This window comes from Sorangium sp. So ce302 (assembly GCF_051530145.1).
Classification (GTDB): Bacteria; Myxococcota_A; Polyangia; order Polyangiales; family Polyangiaceae; genus Sorangium; species Sorangium cellulosum_B.
Genome location: NZ_CP150326.1, coordinates 4,720,972 through 4,739,693, shown reverse-complemented (window position 1 = coordinate 4,739,693; position 18,722 = coordinate 4,720,972). Strand labels below are relative to the sequence as shown.

Sequence of the window (18,722 nt, the reverse complement as noted above, 5' to 3'; positions counted from 1 at the left end):
GCAACGGGGCGGTTACCAGGGTACGTGGTAACCGGAACGGCGGGGTGACCAGGAGCTGGTAACCGTGGACGACCGGCCGAGCGAGGAGCGCTCCAACGAGGTCCCCGAGCTCTCCCCGCTCGAAGCGTGCATGCAACTGTCGCTCTTCGGCGGCACCTCTGTGCGCCTCGACGAGGACGGCGTCCCCCTCGCAGAGGCGGACGACGAGGAACGCTCCCGCCCCCGGTGGTGGCCTAATTTGCCCCGGAGTGATTCACACAAAGGTGGTAAAGCGGGAAGATCATCGATCTTTTCTTCCCGCCTTACCGCCTTCATGTTCAGATTAGGCCACCACCGAAACGCATGGCCACTTTGCCGATCGCCGACCGCTGGTTCGAGATCACGCGCGTCAGCGATGACGTCACGCTGCTGATCGAGCCGCACGTGGTGCCGCTGATGCGCTGCAACATCTGGCATGTGCGCGGTCGCGATCGCGACCTGATGATCGACACGGGGATGGGCATCGTCAGCCTGCGGGAGGCCATAAAGCACCTGATCGACAAGCCGGTGACGGCGGTCGCGACACACACCCACACCGATCATGTGGGCAGCCACCATGAATTCGAGCACACCTTGGTGCATGATCTCGAGGCGGAGAACCTGCGCTCGCCGACCGACCGCGGCACCTTGCTGGCCTCGGTGATGGGCGCCGAGGAGATCCGCAAGCTGGGCGACGCTGGCTATCCGATCGAGGGCGATTTGATCACCGCCCTGCCCCACGCGGAGTACGACATGGCAAGCTACGCCCTGCATGACGCGCCGGTCACGGAGGTCGTCGCCGAAGGCGACGTCGTGGATCTCGGCGACCGTCACTTCGAGGTGCTGCACCTGCCCGGTCACTCGCCGGGCAGCATCGGTCTGTGGGAGGCGGCGACAGGAACCTTGTTCTCGGGCGATGCGATCTATGACGGGCCGCTGCTGGATGAGATCGAGGGCGCAGACATTCCCGCCTACGTCCGCACCATGAAGCGGTTGCGGGAGCTCCCAGTGCAGATCGTGCATGCAGGCCACGACCCCAGCTTCGGCCGGGCACGGCTGATCGAGCTGGTCGATGCCTACCTGGCGAAGCGCGCGTAGCGTGCGCCGGCAATGCAGGCGATCGTCGAGGAGACCGGCTCGCGGCCAGCCGAGGCGGTGATCGGCGCCCCGGCCCGCGCCCCGCTCATGGTATGCTCGCGTCGAACACGACGAGCCGAGCGGCGGGCAGCCTCAATCGGGGCTGCCGGCGGCGGCCGCACGGGCGCGCGCGGCGGCCCGCTCGTCGGCCGAGCGAAGAGGCGCTGATGCTTATCAATCAATCGACTCGTCGTATCCTCTCGCTGCTCATCCTCTCCTCGGCCTTGGGGTGCGGTCAAGAACGCCCGCCGGGCCGCGTGGTTTATATGGGCGGCCCCCATGCGGGCGACCCCGACGCCGGTGAGAGCGCCGGGGCGTCTGCGCCGGAAGAGCCGCCGGAGCCCTACGCGCCTCCGGCCCTGCCGGTCATCCCGGTCATGATCGATCCGGGCGGCGCGCACGGGTTTCGATGCGCGGTGAGGCTCCGCCTGGACGTCTCGCCGGTCGCCGGCGAGCGACGGCTGCTCCGCGTGGTGGCCGAGAACGCGACCGGGCAGCCGCTCGCGCTCGAGCTGCCCGACCGATGCCCGAACGGGCTCGTCGAGCTCGAGGGGCTCGGGCCGGGCTACGACTATTATGGGACGTGCAACGCGGGGCCGTGCCTGGGCGTGAGCTCGGCGCGTCGTATCGAGCTTGGCCCCGGCGAGGCGCGGCCGATCGCGGAAGCGACGATCGCGCTCCGAGGCGCGCCTCCGTGCACCTCGGCGCTGCCGCCAGGCCAGCACGTGGTGCGCGCCGGCGTGCGCACCGCGAACGTGCCCGTCTGCACCGCGGAGGCCGTCCTCGATGTGCCTGGGGCTGCGCGCCCTCAGTCGCCGCCGAGCCCCCCGCCGCCCTCCGTCCCCTCGCGGAGCACGCCCGCGTCGAGCGACCCTTATGCTTGCCAGAGCCCCACCGACTGCGTGCTGTCGTGCCCGGAGCCCGCGGGTTGTTGCGGGTGGCCGTGCGGGTGCCAGCACGCGATCCACCGCGACCATCGCGCCGTGTTCGAGGCGAATTTCGAGAAGACCTGCACGCGCCCGCCGCGCTGCCCGGTCGTCGGCTGCGCCTTCGAGCGCGCCGTGGGCGCGACGTGCAGGAACGGTCGGTGCGTGGCGACGACCACGCTCGGAGGGCTCTGATCGGGCGGGCGCCCCTCGCGGGGGTGGTGCTGCATGAACGGCCGTCGGCCCCAACCTGGGTCGGCTGCCCCGTCGGCCCCAACCTGGGTCGGCTGCCCCGTCGCTTGACAAAATAGAACGGTCGTTCTATCCAATCGAGGTGGCGAAAGGCGAAGATACCCGGCAGGCCATCCTGGCCGAGGCGCTGGCGCTGGCGAGCGAGGTCGGGCTCTCGGGCGTGACCGTCGGCGCCCTGGCCGAGCGCGTGAAGATGTCGAAGAGCGGCCTCTTCGCGCACTTCAGCTCCAAGGAAAACCTGGACGTCGCCATCCTCGAAGAGGCCAAGCGCCGCTTCGTCGACCTCGTGGTCGCGCCCGCGCTGCGCGAGCCGCGCGGCGAGCCGCGCGTGCGCGCGCTCATCGATCGGTGGTTCGTCTGGACAGAGCAGGACTTCATGCCAGGCGGCTGCGTCTTCCACGCCGCCGCGGCCGAGCTGGACGACAAGCCCGGTCCGGCGCGCGACGCGCTCGTCGCGTCGCAGAAAGACTGGCTGGCCACGCTCGCCACCGCCGCGCGCATCGCCGTCGAAGAGGGCCACTTCCGCTCGGACCTCGACCTGGCGCAGTTCGCCTTCGAGGCCTATGCCATCGCGTCCGGCTCCCACGCGCTCAGCCGCTTGATGCGCGACAAGGCGTCGGAGCACCGGGCCCGCGCCGCCTTCGAGAGGCTCGTGACCGACGCCCGACGTTCGCCCCGCCGCTCTGCCTGATCCGTCTCGCAATCCCCCGAGGAGGTCCGTCATGCAGGAAGCCAATCAGGTCCATTCGTCGTCCAAGAATAGAACGATCGTTCGTGCTGATCCGCGGCAGGTCCTCCTGCGCGGTGGGATCCGGTTCGGGTTCAAGCTCCTCAACAAGGCCGCGCCGGATCTGGCCTCCCTGGCGGCCGAACGGCTGTTCCGCTCTCCGCGCCGGCACGCGCGCCCGGCCTGGGAGGAGGAGATCCTCGCCGGCGCGGCGCGCTTCTCGCTGCCATGGGGCGCGGAGGCGCTGCCCGCGTGGTCGTGGGGGCACGGGCCGACCGTGCTGCTCGTGCACGGCTGGGAGGGGCGGGGGAGCCAGCTCGGCGCGTTCGTGAGGCCGCTCGTGGAGCTGGGCTTTCGCGCGGTGACGTTCGACGCGCCGGGGCACGGCGATGGGCCGAGCCGGTCGGCCACGCTCGTGGAGCTGGCCCGCGCGGTCACCGTCGCGATGGACGAGGTCGGGCCCGTCCACGCCATCGTCGCGCACTCGATCGGGGGCGCCGCGACGACGTATGCCCTGTCCCGCGCGGCGTCCGTCCGGCGCGCGGGCGCTCCGGCGCCGAGGCTCGTGTTCATCGCGCCGCCGATCAGCGCGGTCCGCTACACCCAGCATTTCGCGAAGCTCCTCGGCATCGACGAGGCCGTCCGGCGCCGCATGGTCGCCCGCCTCGAGGCGCGCTACGGCGTGCCGCTCGCGGACCTCGACGCGCTCTCTGCGGCCCCGCGGATGAACGCGCCGCTGTTCGTCGTGCACGACCGCGACGATCGCGAGGTGTCGTTCGAGGCAGGCGCGGCGCTCGCCGATCGCTGGCCGGGCGCGCGGCTCATGTCGACCCGCGGCCTCGGCCACCGGCGCGTCCTGCGCGCGCCGGAGGTGATCGCCGAGGTCGTCGAGGTCGTGACCGGCACCCCATGGCCGGTCCGGACAGGGCTCGAGACGTTCGAGCTGGAGCGCGAGCTATTCGAGCGCGACCGCCGGCGCGCGGTCGCCGGCACGCCTCGGGAGCATACACCTTGCAATGAGCCCGAGGTGCGCGCTCGCGCGTCACGAGGTCGAAGATGCTGTTTCGAAAAAGGCTGAAAGGGTTGCACGTCGCGGTGCTCGCGACCGATGGATTCGAGCAGGTCGAGCTGACGATCCCGACGAAGGCGCTCCGCGCCGAGGGGGCCCACGTCGAGGTGCTCTCGCTCCGACGCGGGAAGATCCGCGGCCTGAACCTGTACTGGCCCGGCCGTACGGTGCGCGTCGATCGGACGGTGGAGCAAGCGGCTCCGGCCGACTACGACGCCCTGCTCTTGCCGGGCGGCTTCATCAACCCCGACCTCCTCAGGCAGAGCCGAGCGGCGCGGGAGTTCGTCAGGGCCATCGACGAGGCGGGGAAGCCGATCGCCACGCTCTGCCACGGCCCGTGGGTGCTCGCGTCGGCGGGGCGCCTGAACGGGCGGCAGCTCACGTCATGGCCTGGCATTCGGGACGATCTCGTGAATGCCGGCGCCGTCTGGCGCGACGAGGCCATCGTGCGCGACGGGAACTGGGTTTCTAGCCGCGGTCCGCACGATCTGGCCGCTTTCACGCGCGCGATGATCGAGCTCTTCGCGGAGCGCGATTCGGCAGCGCCGAAGGGATCGGCGTCACACGCGATCTCGGCCCCGCAGCAAAGCGCGCCTCCCCCGTGGGCCGTGGCCGGGATGGAGGCCCTGTCGAGGGCCTACACCGTGCGCCGGCTCCTCGGAGCGGCGGCGGTGCTCGGAGCCGGGATCCTCGCGCTCCGGCGGCTCGCCAGGCAGGCGTGACGACCCCGCGCCATGGCACCTCGGCACCTGCTTCCTGGGAGGACCGACATCGAACCTTCACGGCACGGGCTCTTCCTCCGGCACGAGGCAGGGCGGCGTCGGTCCGAGCCAGAGTCCCGCCGGCGGGACGGGCAGCTCCGGCGGCCAGGGCGCCAGGTCGGGGGCGTCGCAAGGCCAGAACATGTGCGAGTGCGCGTGCCGTCCACGCCGAGCGAGGCAGCGCCGGCCCGGCCACGGGGCTGCGGGATTGATGCCCGGCACCAGATCTCATGAACGTGATCAGCTCTCGGGGATGGGACCAGGAGCCGGCCGAGCTGCGCGAGGTGTCCAAGGCGGCTTGAGCCGCGCCGGATCACGGTCGCACTTTGCCGGCGGCCCGCTCGAGAACAAACGCCTATGTCGGAGCGCCGGAGGAGCGCCAGCGCGGTGATGGGGACGCCGCGTGGCTGTGCCCCATTGCCCTGCGTGTCACCGCCCGCCGTCATGCGGCAGAGCGCCCCTCTTCGTGCGCGCACCGCCCTGGCACAATGGTGCTGGCCGGCCCGGCGGCGTAGAGCCGCCCGCACCATCCATCCGCGTCTCGCCCAGCAAGATCCCGGCGATGCGTCATCTGTTCCCGTGTGGTGCGTCATCGCGTACAATCGATCCCACGATGAAATCTCCTGGCTCGTTCCGGTTGTTCGGATTGCTATTGGGCGCCGCAGCCGCTTGCGGCGGGGGCTCGAATCAGCCAATCGAGTCCGGGACCGGCGGTGCGGGCGGCAGCGAGCCCGATGGGTCCGGTGGAGCGAGCAGCGCGGGTGGAGCGGCCGCCCAACCCGGCGCCGGCGGCGCGGGCGGCCAGGCCGAGGCCACCTGGCCGACCGGTTGCGCAGAGCAGCCGGCGTCCATCAGGACCGAGGGCACACTCGTCGAGCTCGCGTTCGAGCTCGTCCTCGGCGGTGAGCCGTTCCTGTTCGGCGAGCCGAACGTCGCGCCGGACGGCAGCACGGTCACGCCGCTCAACGTTCGCTTCTACGCCTCGCACGCGGCGCTGATCGGGGCGGACGGCGACCTCGTGCCGGTCGATATCGTCGGCCCGGACGGCGCCCCCACCCCTTACGGGGTCCACTTCTACAACGCCGAGGACCCGGGTTCGGCCGCGCTCCGGCTGCGCGCTCCGGCTGGCAGCTACGAAGGCGTCAGCTTCATCTGGGGCTTGCACCAGACCTGCAACGTCTCCCGGCCCGAAGCGAACGTCGCGCCTCTGTCGGAAGCCTCCCAGATGACGTGGCCGCACACCGGCTACCTCTTCCTGCGCTACGAGGGCAGCGTGGCTCCGCCGGCCGAGGGTGAGGGTGGTTCCGACGATCCGGACGGAGAGACGGCCACGGTTCCGCCGGCGGTCCACATGGGAGGCAACCTGTTCGAGGATCTAGCCCCCAGGGTCGAGGTACGAGGCGCGCTGTCCGTGCCCGCGAGCGGCTCGACGGGCAAGGTCGTCCGGATCGTCATGGACGAGGTCTTCGGGGGCGCCACGGCGGACGTCGACATGACCGGGTTCGTCCCGCCGCCCGGGCCCGTGGGAGACGAGCTCCTCGCGGGTGAGCGCCTGCGGCGCGGCCTCCCCGATCTGACGGTGTTCACCTTCGGTCCGTGACGCCGAGCTCCAACCGTGGCGGGGCCATCGGCCTGGCGGCGCTGCTCCTCGCGGGCGGATGCGGCGACGACGGGCCGGGGGCCCCTGGACCTTTGCCGCCGCTCGTCACGGGCGCCATCCCCGCCGGGTTTCCCGCGCGCACCGCGGCGGCCAGAGCGCCGGCCGACAACGCGCTCACCGAGGCGAGGGCCCAGCTCGGTAAAAGGCTCTTCTTCGACAAGCGCCTCTCTCGCACCGGCGAGATCGCGTGCGCGAGCTGCCACCGACAGGAGTACGCCTTCGCCGATCCGGACCCCGTCTCCCGGGGGGTCGACGGTCGCCTGGGACAGCGGAACGCGCCCGCGCTGGTGAACCTGGCCTGGGGCGAGAGCTTCTTCTGGGATGGCCGCGCGGCCACCCTGGAAGAGCAGGTGGGAAAGCCCATCGAGAACCCCGACGAGATGGATCTACCGCTCGCCGAGGCCGTGGCTCGTGTCGCCGCCGATGACGTCTACGTGAAGGCGTTCAAGGATGCCTATGGCGGGCCTCCCGGCGAGGAGTCCTTGCGCAAGGCCATCGCCAGCTTCCTCCGTTCGATCGTCAGCGCCGACAGCCCTTACGACCGGCACCGGCGCGGGGACGACACGACCTTTGGAGACGCCGAGCGCCGCGGCGAGGCGCTGTTCCTGACCGAGCGGACAGGCTGCTTCCATTGCCACCCGTCCGGAATGCTCACCAACGAAGGCTTCTTCAACAACGGCACTTACCTCGACGGCGGCGACGTCGGGCGGCAAGGGATCACCGGACGGACGGGGGATCTCGGCAAATTCAAGGTGCCCGGTTTGCGGAACATCGCGGCGAGCGCCCCCTACATGCACGACGGATCGCTGGCGACGCTGGAGGAGGTGGTCGACCATTACGATCGCGGCGGGCTGGGCCATGTCTCCACCGATCCGCAGATCGATGAGCTGGGGCTCTCTCCGGACGAGAAGGCCGATCTGGTGGCGTTCCTGCGGTCGCTGAGCGATCGCGCCTTCCTCGACGATCCGCGGTACCGCCCCTGAGCGGCAGGGCGAGCGCGAGGTACACGCGCTCGATCGCCGCGAACACCGCGCTCATGTCGGGAGTCGTCGACCAGATCCATCGTCTCGATGATCACGGTCATCGCCGCCCGATGTAGCGCGAGGCGCTCCAGATCCGAGGCTGCCATCGCTCCGAGGAGGTCGACCTGGCGCTGGCTGCGGCAGGCGCCTCACTCGGCCATCGTCTTTTCTTACCATCGCCTCGGCTCGTTCTCCCGCTTCCAGCGCTCGAAGAAGCCCCGGCGCCGCGACTGTCGCTTCCGCATCGCCTTGAACCTCTCCGTGAACGCTGCGCTCGTCCCGACGCGGGCGGCAAGGTCGCGAAGGTCGATCGCCAGCTTCAGCGCCTCGTCGTAGGCGCTCTTCGCGACCAGGGCCTCCAGCTCGCTCCACGCTGCGTCGAGCCGCTTGGCGAGCGCGTCGAGCTGCTTCGTCCGGGCGGCCTCTGCGGCCTTGCGCGACCGGTCGGCGCGGAGCGCCTCGGCGCGCTCTCTCTTCTCGCGACGCTCCTCGGCCGCGGCACGCAGCTCCGCGACGGTTCGTGGAGCCCTGGTTGTTTTCGCCTTCACCCGAGCACGGAACGCGCGGCGCAGCTCGGCTCCGAGCGCGAGCTCCGGTTCGTCCACCGCGCGCCGTAGCCACTGATCCTTGGTGCGCGCGGGGAGCGCGCCGACCCACGCGCGGAGCGCGTCGGCATCCTCCGGCTCCGCGCCGCTCGGCTCCGCCGCGGCCGACAGGAGGTCGCCGTCGAGGCGAAGGAAGCCGACCATCGCCTCGAGCGGCGCGGAGAGCTCCCGGAGCCCCGGCGGCAGCGGCGGCTCTGTCTCGTCGTCCTCGACGTCGCCCGCCTCGACGGCGAGGAGCCAGGCGAGGTACGCGGCGCGCAGATCTCCGCGCAGGAGCTCGCTCCGCACGGGTGCCAGCGACGCGAGCGACACGCCGCTCGTGAAGTCGTCCTCGGGCTCCTCGGTGTCGCTCACCAGCTCGATCACGACGTGCTCGCCGGCCTTCGTCATGCACGCGGCGCCACCGGGGAAGTACGGGTGGAGCTGCTTCTCGTCGACGCGTGCCGCCGGCAGCCGGAACATCAGCCGCCGCGTACCCCAGTTGGCGAAGTAGAGGTGCGCGTCGAAATAGCGCTCGAGGAGCTTCGCCGGGTCGGCCTTGAGGTTACCCCACTGGTACTCGTTCCAGAAGCGCGTGGGCGTGATGTCGGCGCGCGTCGAGATGTCCCTGAGCTCCGCCATCTGCTTCGGCGTGAGGGGACGATCGAGCGCGACGAACTCGTACCACTGGTACTCGCTCATGTGTGCCAGGTCGTCTCAGCGAGGAGAGTCTCGATGTTGTGCGGCGTCACGTGCTTACCTGTGCGGAGGTCGTGAGCGACCTGGGTTTCGATGTTCGCGTTCATGAAGCCGTTTCAGCCACTCCTACCCCACGGGCCAACGCGATGGGCACCAAAAATCGTCCGCATAGAGCGAGCGCGACGTAAAAATAGGATGGCTACAACGAGAAAATTAGTCGACTTCTCGCAATGCTTTGTGAGCCGCAGGCGGGGTGGGCAGCTCACCCGGGTTTGGGCAGTTGACCCGTGTTGCCGAGGAGCTCCTCGGGAAGTCCGGCCCGGCGATGCGTAGATTGCGGCGATGGATGCGTCGAAGCCTCGACTGTACAGAGCACGTCGCGCAGGTCGTCCCATCGAATCGTGAGCCCCCTCGAGGCCACAGCCTCGTTGCGCCGCCTGTCATCCATGGCGGCCTGTTCGCTACGCGGGCGGCGTCGGGGCGCGTGCCCTCAAGGCCTGTCAGCGACTATGGCCCGGTGGCAGCTGCGAGTACGCCGCGGAGATGAGGCCTGAAGGGCTCGGCGCGCGACATCTCCACGCGGACGCTCAGGGCAGCCACCGGCAAACGTCGACGATCTCCCGGGCCACCGCGACGACGCCCTGCGGTCCAGCGACGCGGGCGAACAACGGCGCCAGGTGCCCGAGGTCGTCCTTCGTCCAGTCGTCGAGGAGATCGGGCCGCGGCTTCCAGCCGAGCTCGTTCAGGAGTCTCTGGCAGACGCGGCGCGCGTGCGGCTCGGTCATCGAGGCGGCCAGCGGGATCAGCGCGAAGAGCGCCTCGTCCTCGTCGCTCGGCTGCTCCAGAGCGCGCTCGACCAGATCGCGCGCAATCGCCGGCGCGTCGTCCGACGAGGCCACGGCGATCGCGACCAGGGCTGGCCAGTTGGCGCCGATCCCGCGTGACAGGTCGAGGACCGCATCGGCCCCGAGAGCCCGGGTCCACGCAGCGGCGTTCCGCTCGAAGAGCAGGCGCGCGCCGTCGCTCGCCCGCAGATCGCCCGACAGCTGGGCCCAGGCGGCCTCGCGGACCGCGGCGGGCAGGTGCGCGAGCAGCGCGGATCGCGCCTCGATCCGGTCCGACGGCTGAGGCAGCGTGTCCACCAGCGCGAGCGCATCCTCCACGCGCCCCAGATCGCAGAGGCGCGCGGCGACGGCCTTCACCACCGGGAGGTGGAGGCCGGCCGCAGCCGCGCACGCCTGGACCAGCGCGGACGCGGCGCCGGCAGGTGCGTGCGGCGCGAGCGCGCAGATGCTCCAGCACGCGTCCGGCGGAAGCGCGTCGCCCGCGAGCAGCGACAGCGCGAGCCCCAGCGCCTCCGACGCGCCCGCTTCCCGCTCCTCCGCGGGCAGCCCTGAAGCGAGGCGAGCGAGGACCATGTGCCGCTCCGAGGGGGGCAGCGCCTCGGACCATGCCCAGAGCCCGCGCACCGCCGCGGGAGACCATCGCGCGGCGGCCTCCGAGAGCCGCGGCAGCTCGTCGCTCCTCGCGTCGGCCGGGACCTCGGCGAACGCCTCGCGACCGAGGTCGAGCGCCTCGGCCTCGGGCAGCAGCGCCGCCAGGGACACGCGCGCGCTCCGGCTCTCCTCGGTCCGCTCGCGACCAAGCCGCGCCGCCGCCTCGCGCGCCGTCATCAGGCGCGCCTGCCCGTCGAGCGCCCACGCCACGGCGGCGAGCGCGCCCCCGCCGGCGTGCTCCTCGCTGGCGGCCTCGAGCGCCCAGCCGAGCACGACGGCGCGCTCGGCGTCGGGCAGCTCGTGCGCCAGCCGGATCAGGGCACCGGCGCGCTCCGAGGCGTCGGCGATCGGCCGTCCAGCATCGAGGATGTCCTCGCCCACACGCGGCATCTCGATGTGGGGTCCGGCGGAGCCCTCGCCTCCCTGGGCCCCTTCCTCCTCCTCGTCGTCCTGCGCCGCCAGCGCGGCCAGCGCGCGCCGCGTCTCCTCGAAGCCAAGGATCGCCCGCACCGCGCTCGTGATGAGCAAGCAGCGGACCCGCGCGGCCAGCGCCGCCAGGACATCGCCTCCCGCCGCGGCATCGACCAGAAGGCTCGCCGCGCACGCCGCCGTCGCGTCCACGTCGGCGATGAACCCGGACGAGCCATCCGGGCGTGTCCTCCACACGTCGAGCCACGCCCTCGAGGCCAGCTCGATCCGCTCTGCGAGGCTCGCGCCGACCCGCTCCAGGTGAGCGCGCCAGTTCCGGCATACGTAGTCGGAGACCGTGCCCGACGCGAACGCGCGCTTCCCGTGGTCGGCGAACCGGCGATCGACCGCCGCGCGCTCGTGCGGCGCGAGCCGCGCTTCGATGGCCTCCGCCCAGGCCGGGTGACGGAGCGCGAGGCCCGGCTCTCCGGCGTCGACGAGCGGTCCGCTCAGCTCGTTCCAGGCGCCACCGCGCACCGTCGATATCGCGAGGAGCTCCTCCGTCTCGATCGGCCCGAGCGCGCCTGCAAGCCATGGCAATACGGGGCGGATCGCGCCGCCGGCGCAGAGATCGAGGACCCCCGGAGCTCCGGCGGGAGCGCTCGCGAGCGCCGACGCCACAGCCGCGGGATCCTGCGCGAAGGCCTCGACGAGCGCCTCCACGAGGAGCGGCTCCCCGCCGCTCACCCGTGCGACCTCGTCCTTCACGCTGGCCGGCAGCTGGCCGAGCCTCCGCCCGATCGCCTCCGCGACCTCGTCGACCGCGATCGGCGGCAGCGAGACCACCTCCGTCCCCTCCCGGAGCCCTCCGAGCGCCTCGATCGAGCGCGCCGACAGCACGGCGCGCACGCCGGGGCCGAGATCTCGCAGGAAGCGCTGCGCGGCATCGGCGCTCCACGCGACGGCCTCGTCGATCCCATCGAGGATCACCATGAGCGGCCTCTCTTCAGGCGGGCGGCCCTCCTCGAGCATGCTCGCAAGGTCGCGCCGCATCTCCTCCACCCCGTGCGGCCGCTCGCCGGCGCGCCGCGGCGACCTCAGGAACGGAGTCACGCGCGCATAAAGGAGGTTCAGCGCCGTAGGCTCCAGCGCCGTACCGAACCGGCGGCTCACGGGGACGAACGCGATCTCGTACCGGCCCGCGCGGGCCAGCTCCAGCGCCCACGCGCCCAGCAGCATCGACTTGCCGCGCCCGCTCGGCCCGAGCAGCGCCGCGCGCGCACCGCCACGCTCCAGCCACCCTTCGAGGCCCGCCACGGCCCCAGCGCGGGCCTTCCCGCCGAGGGGGGCGCAGCGGCAGCGCTCGACCTCGCGCCAGAAGGCGAGGACGCCGCGCTCCGCCGCCGCCGGGCCAGCGGCCGGCGCATCCGGTGCTCGCGAAGGAGGGATCATGTGCCTGCGAAGGGCGGTGTGCTCGAGGGAGCGGTCCTGAACGGCATGGAGCGTCCCTTGTGCCAGACATTGCCGTTCCACGCCTTGCCGTCCGAGCCGATGACACCGTTCTTCTTGCCAGTGCCCCCGTTGTTCGCCGGGTGAAGGCCGAGCTCACGCATGACCTGCGCGCAGAACTTGCACGGATCCATGAGCAGACCGTCCTTGTCCGTCTTGGTCGTCATCTTGCCCTCCTTCACCTGTTTCTGCATCTCCTTCCTGATCTCGGTGTCTTCGGCCGCGGGGTCTTTCAATGTCTTACCGTTCTTCTGGCGGTCCTGCCGTATGTCTTTCGCCAGGTTGTTCAGCGCCTCGATCTCGGCACACTGTCCGGCGCTCGATGGCTTCGGCCCCGCCACCTGGCCCTCATCGAACTTCTTGTGGGCATTGTCGACCGCGGTCTGGAGCGCGGGGTCGAGCGGCCCCCCGAACGCGCTCGATCCGCGGTGCCTCTTGCCGCCGGCGGTCTCGATCTCGCTCGAGGCCTTGGCCATGAGCCCGTCCGGATCGATGAGCCGCGTCGGCTGGTTTTCCGCGTACGCGAATCCATTGAGACCGCCGAAGATCCCGATTGGATCCGCGCTGATATAGCGACCCGCCTCGGGATCGTAATAGCGGTTACGGTTGTAGCAGAGGCCGATCTCATCGTCCCAGTACTGCCCACGAAAGCGGATCGGCGTCGACACCGGCGCCAACGCGTCGCGCGCGGGCTCGACCTTTCCCCAGGCGCTCCGCCGCAGCTCGCACGCGACGGCGCCGTCGGGGCCGACGAGCCGCTCCGGCGTACCGATCTCGTCGTTCAGGTAATGATACCATTCGCCCTCCCCGGCGCGCTGCGCCCACGGCGCGCCGCCCTCGAAGACGTACGTGCGCGCATCCACGGTTGGCACGGCGTGGGCAGCCGCGTCGCCCGTGACCTGCCGGATCTCGTGCACGAGCTCGGCGCCATCCCAGACGAACCTCGTCGCGCTCTCCGGCCGCAGCTCGCCGGTCGAGAGCCGCCGGGAGACCCGCTTGGCGACGCGCCGGGCGTCCGGATCGTACGAGAACTCCACGACCGTGCCGTCGGCGCGCTCGACCGACTGCAAGAGCCCACGCGCGTCCCACGCGTATTGGGTGACCTCGAGCGCTCCGGCGGGGGTCCTGGCCCGCGTCTCCTTGAGGCGCGCGTCGTCGTCCCAGAGGAGCTCGGTGTCTCCCTTCCTGAGCAAACGATTTCCAGGACCGTACGAGCGATCCTTCTTGCCAGCGGCGACGTCGAACACGTTCCCGCAGGCGTCGTAGCGAAAGAGCTCGGCGCGCTCGTGCTCCGGGACGTTCGCCAGGATCTGGCTCGCAGGGTCGTACTCGAAGCGGCGCGTGCCGTACGCCTGGTCCCACGCCTCGACGAGCTCCGACGCAGGCGAGTATCGGTACGCCTGGTGCACCGTCACCGACGCCGGGGCCGGGCCCACCCATTCCGGTTCGCTCGGCCCGACGTGCACGCGGCTCGACGGCGAGCAGACGCGCCGTTCGACGAGGCGATCCATCAGGTCCCACGCGCTCTCGATCCGGCCGCCTCGCGGGAGCGCGCGGCAGACCTCACGCCCCGCGGCGTCGTAAGCGATCCGGACCTCGTCTCTTCCGTCGAGGATCACCCTCTCCGCGAGCCCGCCGACGTTGCGAATCCACCTGGCGGAGTGGCCGAACGACGTGGTGCGTTCGACGACATCACCCATGAGATCGAAGGTGCGCCGGACGGTCGCGGCCTCGCCTCCCACGATCTGGGTCTCGGACACGACCCAGCCGACGGCGTTGCGCTCATACGTGAACGAACCGGCGGGGCTCTCGGCGGCGATCACGTCGCCGCGGTCGTCGTACGTGAACCTCTCGACGCTGCCGTCATCGAAGGTGCGCGCCACGAGCTGCCCGGCGAGGTCGTACGTGTACTCCGTCCTCTCGCCCGCGGCGTTCTGGAAGGAGATGACCCGGCCATTGTAATCGTACTTGGTTCGAGACACGCGCCCGTCGAACCCACGCTCGCTGGTCACCATCCCCGCGGCGTCGAGCTCGATCCTGTGGCGCTCCCCGAGCGCGTTCTGGATCTCGACGAGGCGCCCCTCACGGTTGTACCGGAACCGTGTGATCTCTCCGTTCGGCTTGTGCACCTCGCAGAGCTTGTGGAAGCCGCCTCGCACGAACCGGGTCACCTGCTGGTTTGGCTGGAGGACCGCGGTGCAGTCCCCCATACCGTCGTATTCGTAGCGGGTCGTCCCGCCGTCGGGCCGATAGGCGCCGGTGAGGTTGCCGCGATTGTCATAGGTGTACGACAGCACCGCGCCGCTCGTATCCCGGATCGAGCGGCACCGACCCCAGTAGTCATAGGCGAGCTGCGTCTTGCCCCCGAGCGCGTCGGTCTTCTCGACCATGTTCCCGAGATCGTCATAGAGGTACGTCGTGCGGCCGCCGTTCGGCGCCACCGTCTCGATAAGCCGCCCGCGCGCGTCCTGGCGTACCTGGAACACCGCCCCGAGGGGGTCGGTCCAGATGAGCCCGTCGGGCGTCCGCCCGATCTCGGTGACGCCGCCCGCCGGATCGATCGCTCGGCGGATATGCCCGTCCGGATCGCGCTCGATTTTCGTCATTCGACCGAGCGGATCGGTGATGGAGAGCTCGCGGCCGAGGCGATCCCGCTGCCAGACGGTCATCGCGCCGACCGGATCGACGAACGTCCGGAGGTGCCCGTGCTCGTCGTACGTCCGGCTGAACACGGCCCCGGCGCTCACGGCCTTGTCGAGCTTGCCGAAGCGGTTCCCGAAGTAGCGATGAACCGTGATGGAGTCCGCGACTTCGACGTATCCGTCCTCTCCGAACTCCAGCTTGCAGTGGTAGATGCCTCTGGCGACGGTCTTGCCGTCGGCCAGGCGCGTCGGCACGTCCTCCGCCAGGCTGCGGTCACGCCCATCGTCGTAAGCGCCCCACGTCTCGACGCAGCGGCGCCGATCGTCGTAGCGGAATGAGAACGTGAGCCCGGTAGGGCTCGTATGGGAGGTGAGGAGGTGTTCCTGGTACGTATAGCGCGTCGTGTATCCGTCCGCGTCGGTCGCGGACGTGAGATCCCCGGCCGCGTCGTAGCTGTACTGCGCGAGAGGCACCCAGACACCGCGCTCCCGCGCGTTCTTGATCTCGAAGGCGCCGATGCGCCCGTCGGGCGCCCGCCGGACCCGGACGATCCGGCCGACGCTGTCGGTGATCTCGGCGAGCACGCCCTCGCGGTACGAGAGCCTGATCTCGTTGTTGAATCGGTCCTTGATCGCGGTGAGCCGGAACCGCTTCCCGGCCGCTTCGGCGAACACGTACCAGCGGCCATCGCCGGTATCGAGGACGAAGCCGCGCTCCTCCCGGGCGAGGACCCATCCGTGGGGGCCCGCCGCGCCGGCGCCCACGGGGATCGCGTCGAGATCGACCGGCCCATCGTCGGTCCAGACGCGGAGGATGCGCTGCCGCACCTCGATCTCCCACGCCAGCGAGTGGCTCCACCCGAACCCCAGCCCGACGTCGCGCTCGAACGCCGCGGTGGTGTAGGACCGCACGATCGAGAGCGGCAGCGGCCCCGGAAGCTCGAGATCGACGGCGGGAATCGTGAACACCCGGCCCGTCACCACGTCGACCGGGTCGCCCTTCGCAGCCATTCCCGATTTCTTGCCGCCATGGTGGTTCGGGCAGCCGGCGCCGTCGCCGCCTGCGCTGCCACACCCGGACTTCCCGCCGCCGCTGGCGTCCTTGCCGCCGTTGGATCCATTGCCGCCCTGTTTACCGCCAGAGCCGTTTCCTCCAGCGCCACCGCCCCCGCCGCCGGCCCCGCCCCCTCCCATGATGAAGACGCCCGGGTTCATTCCAGGGATGGCGGGGATGTTCGGTACAGGCGCAGTGCGGGCCATGGTCTTCTCCCGGGTCTCGTGCGGTCTTGCTGCCGTGCGATCCAGACGAACGTACACCTGCTGGCCCCCGGATGCACCCACACGCTCGCAGCCCGGGGCAATGCGCATCGACGAGGAGGATACCCATGAAGCTCAAGACGACGAGCGGGGCCGGCGGCCATTTCCTGTCGACTCGATAGCGTCTCGCCGCGATGGGAACGAGGACGCCGCCATCACCTGCCGAGACGGGTACCACGACCTGTTCGCGTCCAACTTCGGAGCTCGGCCAGGTCGACGAGACATCACGTGCGGTTGGTGCGTCGATGACCAGAGCAGCCCCACCGCACAGCCGCACGGGGACGACGCGGCCGAGCAGCAGCCCACCAGAGGCCGCGAACTCGCATCCTTGTTCGCGTACCACCTCGTCAGCGAGCGCGACCCCGAGAGCGAGAAGGCGAACGCACCGACGGCGACTTCGTGGAGGACGTCCCGACGTAGCGCGCACCGCGGATCGTCGCGCTCGAGCGTGCGGCTCGGCTCGCCTCGCCTCGGGCGTCGGCTCACGCCGGCCGCTCGCGCGCGAGGAGAGGGCCCCACGTATCAGCTCGCTGATCGCCGGCTGGGGCCGTCGCAGGACGCTCGAAGGAGGTCCGCGAGCGCCTCGGCCACACGTCGATCGCCTCGACGCACCGCTACGCGCACCTGAGCGAGACGGCCATCAAGGGCGCCGTCCGCCAGACGCCCGGGTGGGCAGCGCAGCTGCCCACCTCCGCCTCGATTCCACCTGAGGTTTCGCGTCTAACCTCTCGGAATCATTCAGTGGGTCGACAGGGACTCGAACCCTGGACCTACGGATTAAAAGTCCGCAGCTCTACCGACTGAGCTATCGACCCGATTCAGCGGCCGCGGAAGCTAGCAGAAGCCCCCGCCAGGTTCCACCTTTCCGTTCCCGCCGCCTCCCCGCTCTCCGCCCTCCCCGTCCTCTCCCCAGTCCCGTCCCCCTCCCCCGTCTCCCCCTCCTTCCGCTTCCGCCCCCTCCCTCTCCCTCCCCCCCTCCTCCCGCCTCTCCCCTCGCTTCCCGCTCACCGCCGCCTTCCTCGCGCCCTCGCCTCGCGCTATGAGGTCGCGCCATGTCGTCGTCACGCCCTTCCGCCGCCTCCAAGGAATCGTTCGCTTCGCTCTTCGAGCAGTCCGAAGGAGCTGGCAAGCAGCGCCGCCGCCAGTACCACACGGGTGAGACCGTCGAGGTGACCGTGGTCGCGATCGCTCGCGAGGCCGTCTTCGCGGATCTTGGCGGCAAGCAGGAGGGCATGTTCGAGCGCCCGGCGCTCGCCGATGGTGACGGCAACCTCCGGGTCGCGGTCGGCTCGCGCATCTCGGCCGTGGTATCCGGCGTCGACGCTGGCACCGGCCAGGTGCGCCTCACTCCGGTCGTCGTGCGCGCGAAAGACGACGGCGACGGCGAGACATCGCTCGCGGTCTCCGCGCCTGCCGCGGGCGGCGCGCCGCTGCTCGTCGAGGGAGCGCGGGTCAAGGGCAAGGTGACGGGCATCGAGCGTTACGGCGTCTTCGTCCAGATCGCGGGCACGTCGGGCCGCTCGGGCCGCGGCCTCGTCCCGACGGCCGAGACGGCGACGCCTCGCTCCGCCGACCTGAAGAAGCACTTCACGGTGGGGCAGGACGTCGAGGCGAAGATCCTCAACGTGGACGAGTCCGGCAAGATCCGCCTCTCGATCTCCGCGCTCCGCGTCGACGAGGAGCGCGGCCAGTTCGAGTCGTACGCCAAGGGCGAGCGCTCCGGCGGCGGCAACGACAAGGGCGCCAAGCCTGCGCCTCGCAACTTCGGCACGCTGGGTGACCTGCTCGCGAAGAAGGTCAAGCGCTAGCGCCTCTTCCCCCCTCGTCCCGTCTTCCCTCTCCCCCTCCCGTCTCCCTCTCCCTCCTCTCCTTCCCCCGTCCTCACGCCGCCGGCAGGAGATTGCATCTCCCCCTCGGTTCAGCATACACCTCGCCCGCTCAGCCCCTTGCGGCTCCAGCTTCGGCGTCTCGTTGCCCGCCGGCTCGCTGGCCCCGCGCGCCTTCGCACCTCGGGCCTGGGTGTCCCTGCCTCCGCCTTCGCGTCGATGCCTTCCCTCGCTCGAGCCTCCGCCCCCGAGTCGCCGCCCGCACCCCAGCGCTCCCCGCGCACGCGCGCTCGCCCCCGCGTCGGCTCACGCGCCACGGCGCCCTCCCGCGCGCACTCCGGCGCCCTGCTCCGCTCTGGCGCTCTCGCCGTCGCCTTCGCCTTCGCCTCCCCGCTCGTCCTTACGGCCGCGGCCTGCTCTCCGTCCCAGGATCCGCCCGGCAGGGCCACCGACGATCACCGCTCCGGCGCCGCTCACGCGCCCGCCCCGCTCGCCACCGGTGCCGCCCTCGCGGCCCCGGGTCTCCCCTCGCCCGAAGCGCTGGCCCCCTCTCCTGGATCCGCCGCGCCGGACGCCGTGTCCCCTGCGTCGCACGCGTCGCCGACCGCCGCATCACCCTCCTCGAAGGAAGCCACGCTCCCGGGCCGGGGCGCGAAGATCGCCAGCATC

General features: G+C 71.0%; 12 protein-coding genes and 1 tRNA gene. 8 read left to right on the top strand and 5 right to left on the bottom strand.

Annotated features, from left to right (window positions below):
- The first annotated feature begins 342 nt into the window (after positions 1-342).
- The 7 genes from WME73_RS17945 to WME73_RS17915 all read left to right on the top strand — a co-directional run bounded on the left by WME73_RS17945 (position 343) and on the right by WME73_RS17915 (position 7,533).
- Complete coding sequence (locus WME73_RS17945; protein WP_437916461.1) at positions 343-1,116, top strand: MBL fold metallo-hydrolase; 774 nt, start codon at positions 343-345, stop codon at positions 1,114-1,116.
- A 206-nt stretch (positions 1,117-1,322) separates the two neighbouring features.
- Positions 1,323-2,276, top strand: coding sequence for a hypothetical protein (locus WME73_RS17940; protein WP_437916460.1), 954 nt, complete (start codon positions 1,323-1,325; stop codon positions 2,274-2,276).
- Positions 2,277-2,415: 139 nt separating this feature from the next.
- Positions 2,416-3,024 (top strand): TetR family transcriptional regulator C-terminal domain-containing protein, encoded by a 609-nt coding sequence (locus WME73_RS17935; protein ID WP_437916459.1) that lies wholly within the window; start codon positions 2,416-2,418, stop codon positions 3,022-3,024.
- Between the two features lie 31 nt (positions 3,025-3,055).
- On the top strand, positions 3,056-4,138 hold the full coding sequence (locus WME73_RS17930) for an alpha/beta fold hydrolase (protein ID WP_437916458.1): 1,083 nt from the start codon (positions 3,056-3,058) through the stop codon (positions 4,136-4,138).
- Positions 4,117-4,851 (top strand): type 1 glutamine amidotransferase domain-containing protein, encoded by a 735-nt coding sequence (locus tag WME73_RS17925; RefSeq protein WP_437746656.1) that lies wholly within the window; start codon positions 4,117-4,119, stop codon positions 4,849-4,851. The genes WME73_RS17930 and WME73_RS17925 overlap by 22 nt, the downstream gene beginning before the upstream one ends.
- A gap of 652 nt (positions 4,852-5,503) precedes the next feature.
- Positions 5,504-6,490, top strand: coding sequence for an MbnP family protein (locus tag WME73_RS17920; protein ID WP_437916457.1), 987 nt, complete (start codon positions 5,504-5,506; stop codon positions 6,488-6,490).
- Complete coding sequence (locus WME73_RS17915) at positions 6,487-7,533, top strand: cytochrome-c peroxidase (RefSeq protein ID WP_437916456.1); 1,047 nt, start codon at positions 6,487-6,489, stop codon at positions 7,531-7,533. Before WME73_RS17920 ends, WME73_RS17915 begins: the two co-directional genes overlap by 4 nt.
- A 209-nt stretch (positions 7,534-7,742) precedes the next feature.
- Here the strand turns inward: WME73_RS17915 and WME73_RS17910 are convergent, their stop codons facing one another.
- The 4 genes from WME73_RS17910 to WME73_RS17895 form a co-directional block, all read right to left on the bottom strand.
- Complete coding sequence (locus tag WME73_RS17910; RefSeq protein ID WP_437916455.1) at positions 7,743-8,858, bottom strand: hypothetical protein; 1,116 nt, start codon at positions 8,856-8,858, stop codon at positions 7,743-7,745.
- Between the two features lie 584 nt (positions 8,859-9,442).
- Positions 9,443-12,211 carry a hypothetical protein gene (locus WME73_RS17905; RefSeq protein WP_437916454.1) on the bottom strand — a complete coding sequence of 923 codons (2,769 nt, stop codon included), beginning with the start codon at positions 12,209-12,211 and terminating at the stop codon, positions 9,443-9,445.
- Positions 12,208-16,170, bottom strand: coding sequence for an RHS repeat-associated core domain-containing protein (locus WME73_RS17900; RefSeq protein WP_437916453.1), 3,963 nt, complete (start codon positions 16,168-16,170; stop codon positions 12,208-12,210). Before WME73_RS17900 ends, WME73_RS17905 begins: the two co-directional genes overlap by 4 nt.
- 799 nt (positions 16,171-16,969) lie before the next feature.
- Positions 16,970-17,042, bottom strand: a tRNA-Lys gene (locus WME73_RS17895).
- A gap of 237 nt (positions 17,043-17,279) precedes the next feature.
- On the opposite strand from WME73_RS17895, the gene WME73_RS17890 reads away from it, so the two are divergent.
- Positions 17,280-18,035 carry a S1 RNA-binding domain-containing protein gene (locus tag WME73_RS17890; protein ID WP_437916452.1) on the top strand — a complete coding sequence of 252 codons (756 nt, stop codon included), beginning with the start codon at positions 17,280-17,282 and terminating at the stop codon, positions 18,033-18,035.
- A 491-nt stretch (positions 18,036-18,526) separates the two neighbouring features.
- Here the strand turns inward: WME73_RS17890 and WME73_RS17885 are convergent, their stop codons facing one another.
- Positions 18,527-18,721 carry a hypothetical protein gene (locus tag WME73_RS17885; RefSeq protein WP_437916451.1) on the bottom strand — a complete coding sequence of 65 codons (195 nt, stop codon included), beginning with the start codon at positions 18,719-18,721 and terminating at the stop codon, positions 18,527-18,529.
- Position 18,722 lies beyond the last annotated feature (1 nt).

What these genes read in the sequence shown, in the direction of transcription:
- WME73_RS17890 (WP_437916452.1), top strand. Translation starts at nt 17,280, where the DNA reads ATGTCGTCGTCACGCCCTTCCGCCGCCTCCAAGGAATCGTTCGCTTCG.
- WME73_RS17930 (WP_437916458.1), top strand. Translation starts at nt 3,056, where the DNA reads ATGCAGGAAGCCAATCAGGTCCATTCGTCGTCCAAGAATAGAACGATC.
- WME73_RS17920 (WP_437916457.1), top strand. Translation starts at nt 5,504, where the DNA reads ATGAAATCTCCTGGCTCGTTCCGGTTGTTCGGATTGCTATTGGGCGCC.
- WME73_RS17900 (WP_437916453.1), bottom strand. Translation starts at nt 16,170, where the DNA reads ATGGCCCGCACTGCGCCTGTACCGAACATCCCCGCCATCCCTGGAATG.
- WME73_RS17940 (WP_437916460.1), top strand. Translation starts at nt 1,323, where the DNA reads ATGCTTATCAATCAATCGACTCGTCGTATCCTCTCGCTGCTCATCCTC.
- WME73_RS17905 (WP_437916454.1), bottom strand. Translation starts at nt 12,211, where the DNA reads ATGATCCCTCCTTCGCGAGCACCGGATGCGCCGGCCGCTGGCCCGGCG.
- WME73_RS17945 (WP_437916461.1), top strand. Translation starts at nt 343, where the DNA reads ATGGCCACTTTGCCGATCGCCGACCGCTGGTTCGAGATCACGCGCGTC.
- WME73_RS17910 (WP_437916455.1), bottom strand. Translation starts at nt 8,858, where the DNA reads ATGAGCGAGTACCAGTGGTACGAGTTCGTCGCGCTCGATCGTCCCCTC.
- WME73_RS17925 (WP_437746656.1), top strand. Translation starts at nt 4,117, where the DNA reads ATGCTGTTTCGAAAAAGGCTGAAAGGGTTGCACGTCGCGGTGCTCGCG.
- WME73_RS17885 (WP_437916451.1), bottom strand. Translation starts at nt 18,721, where the DNA reads ATGCTGGCGATCTTCGCGCCCCGGCCCGGGAGCGTGGCTTCCTTCGAG.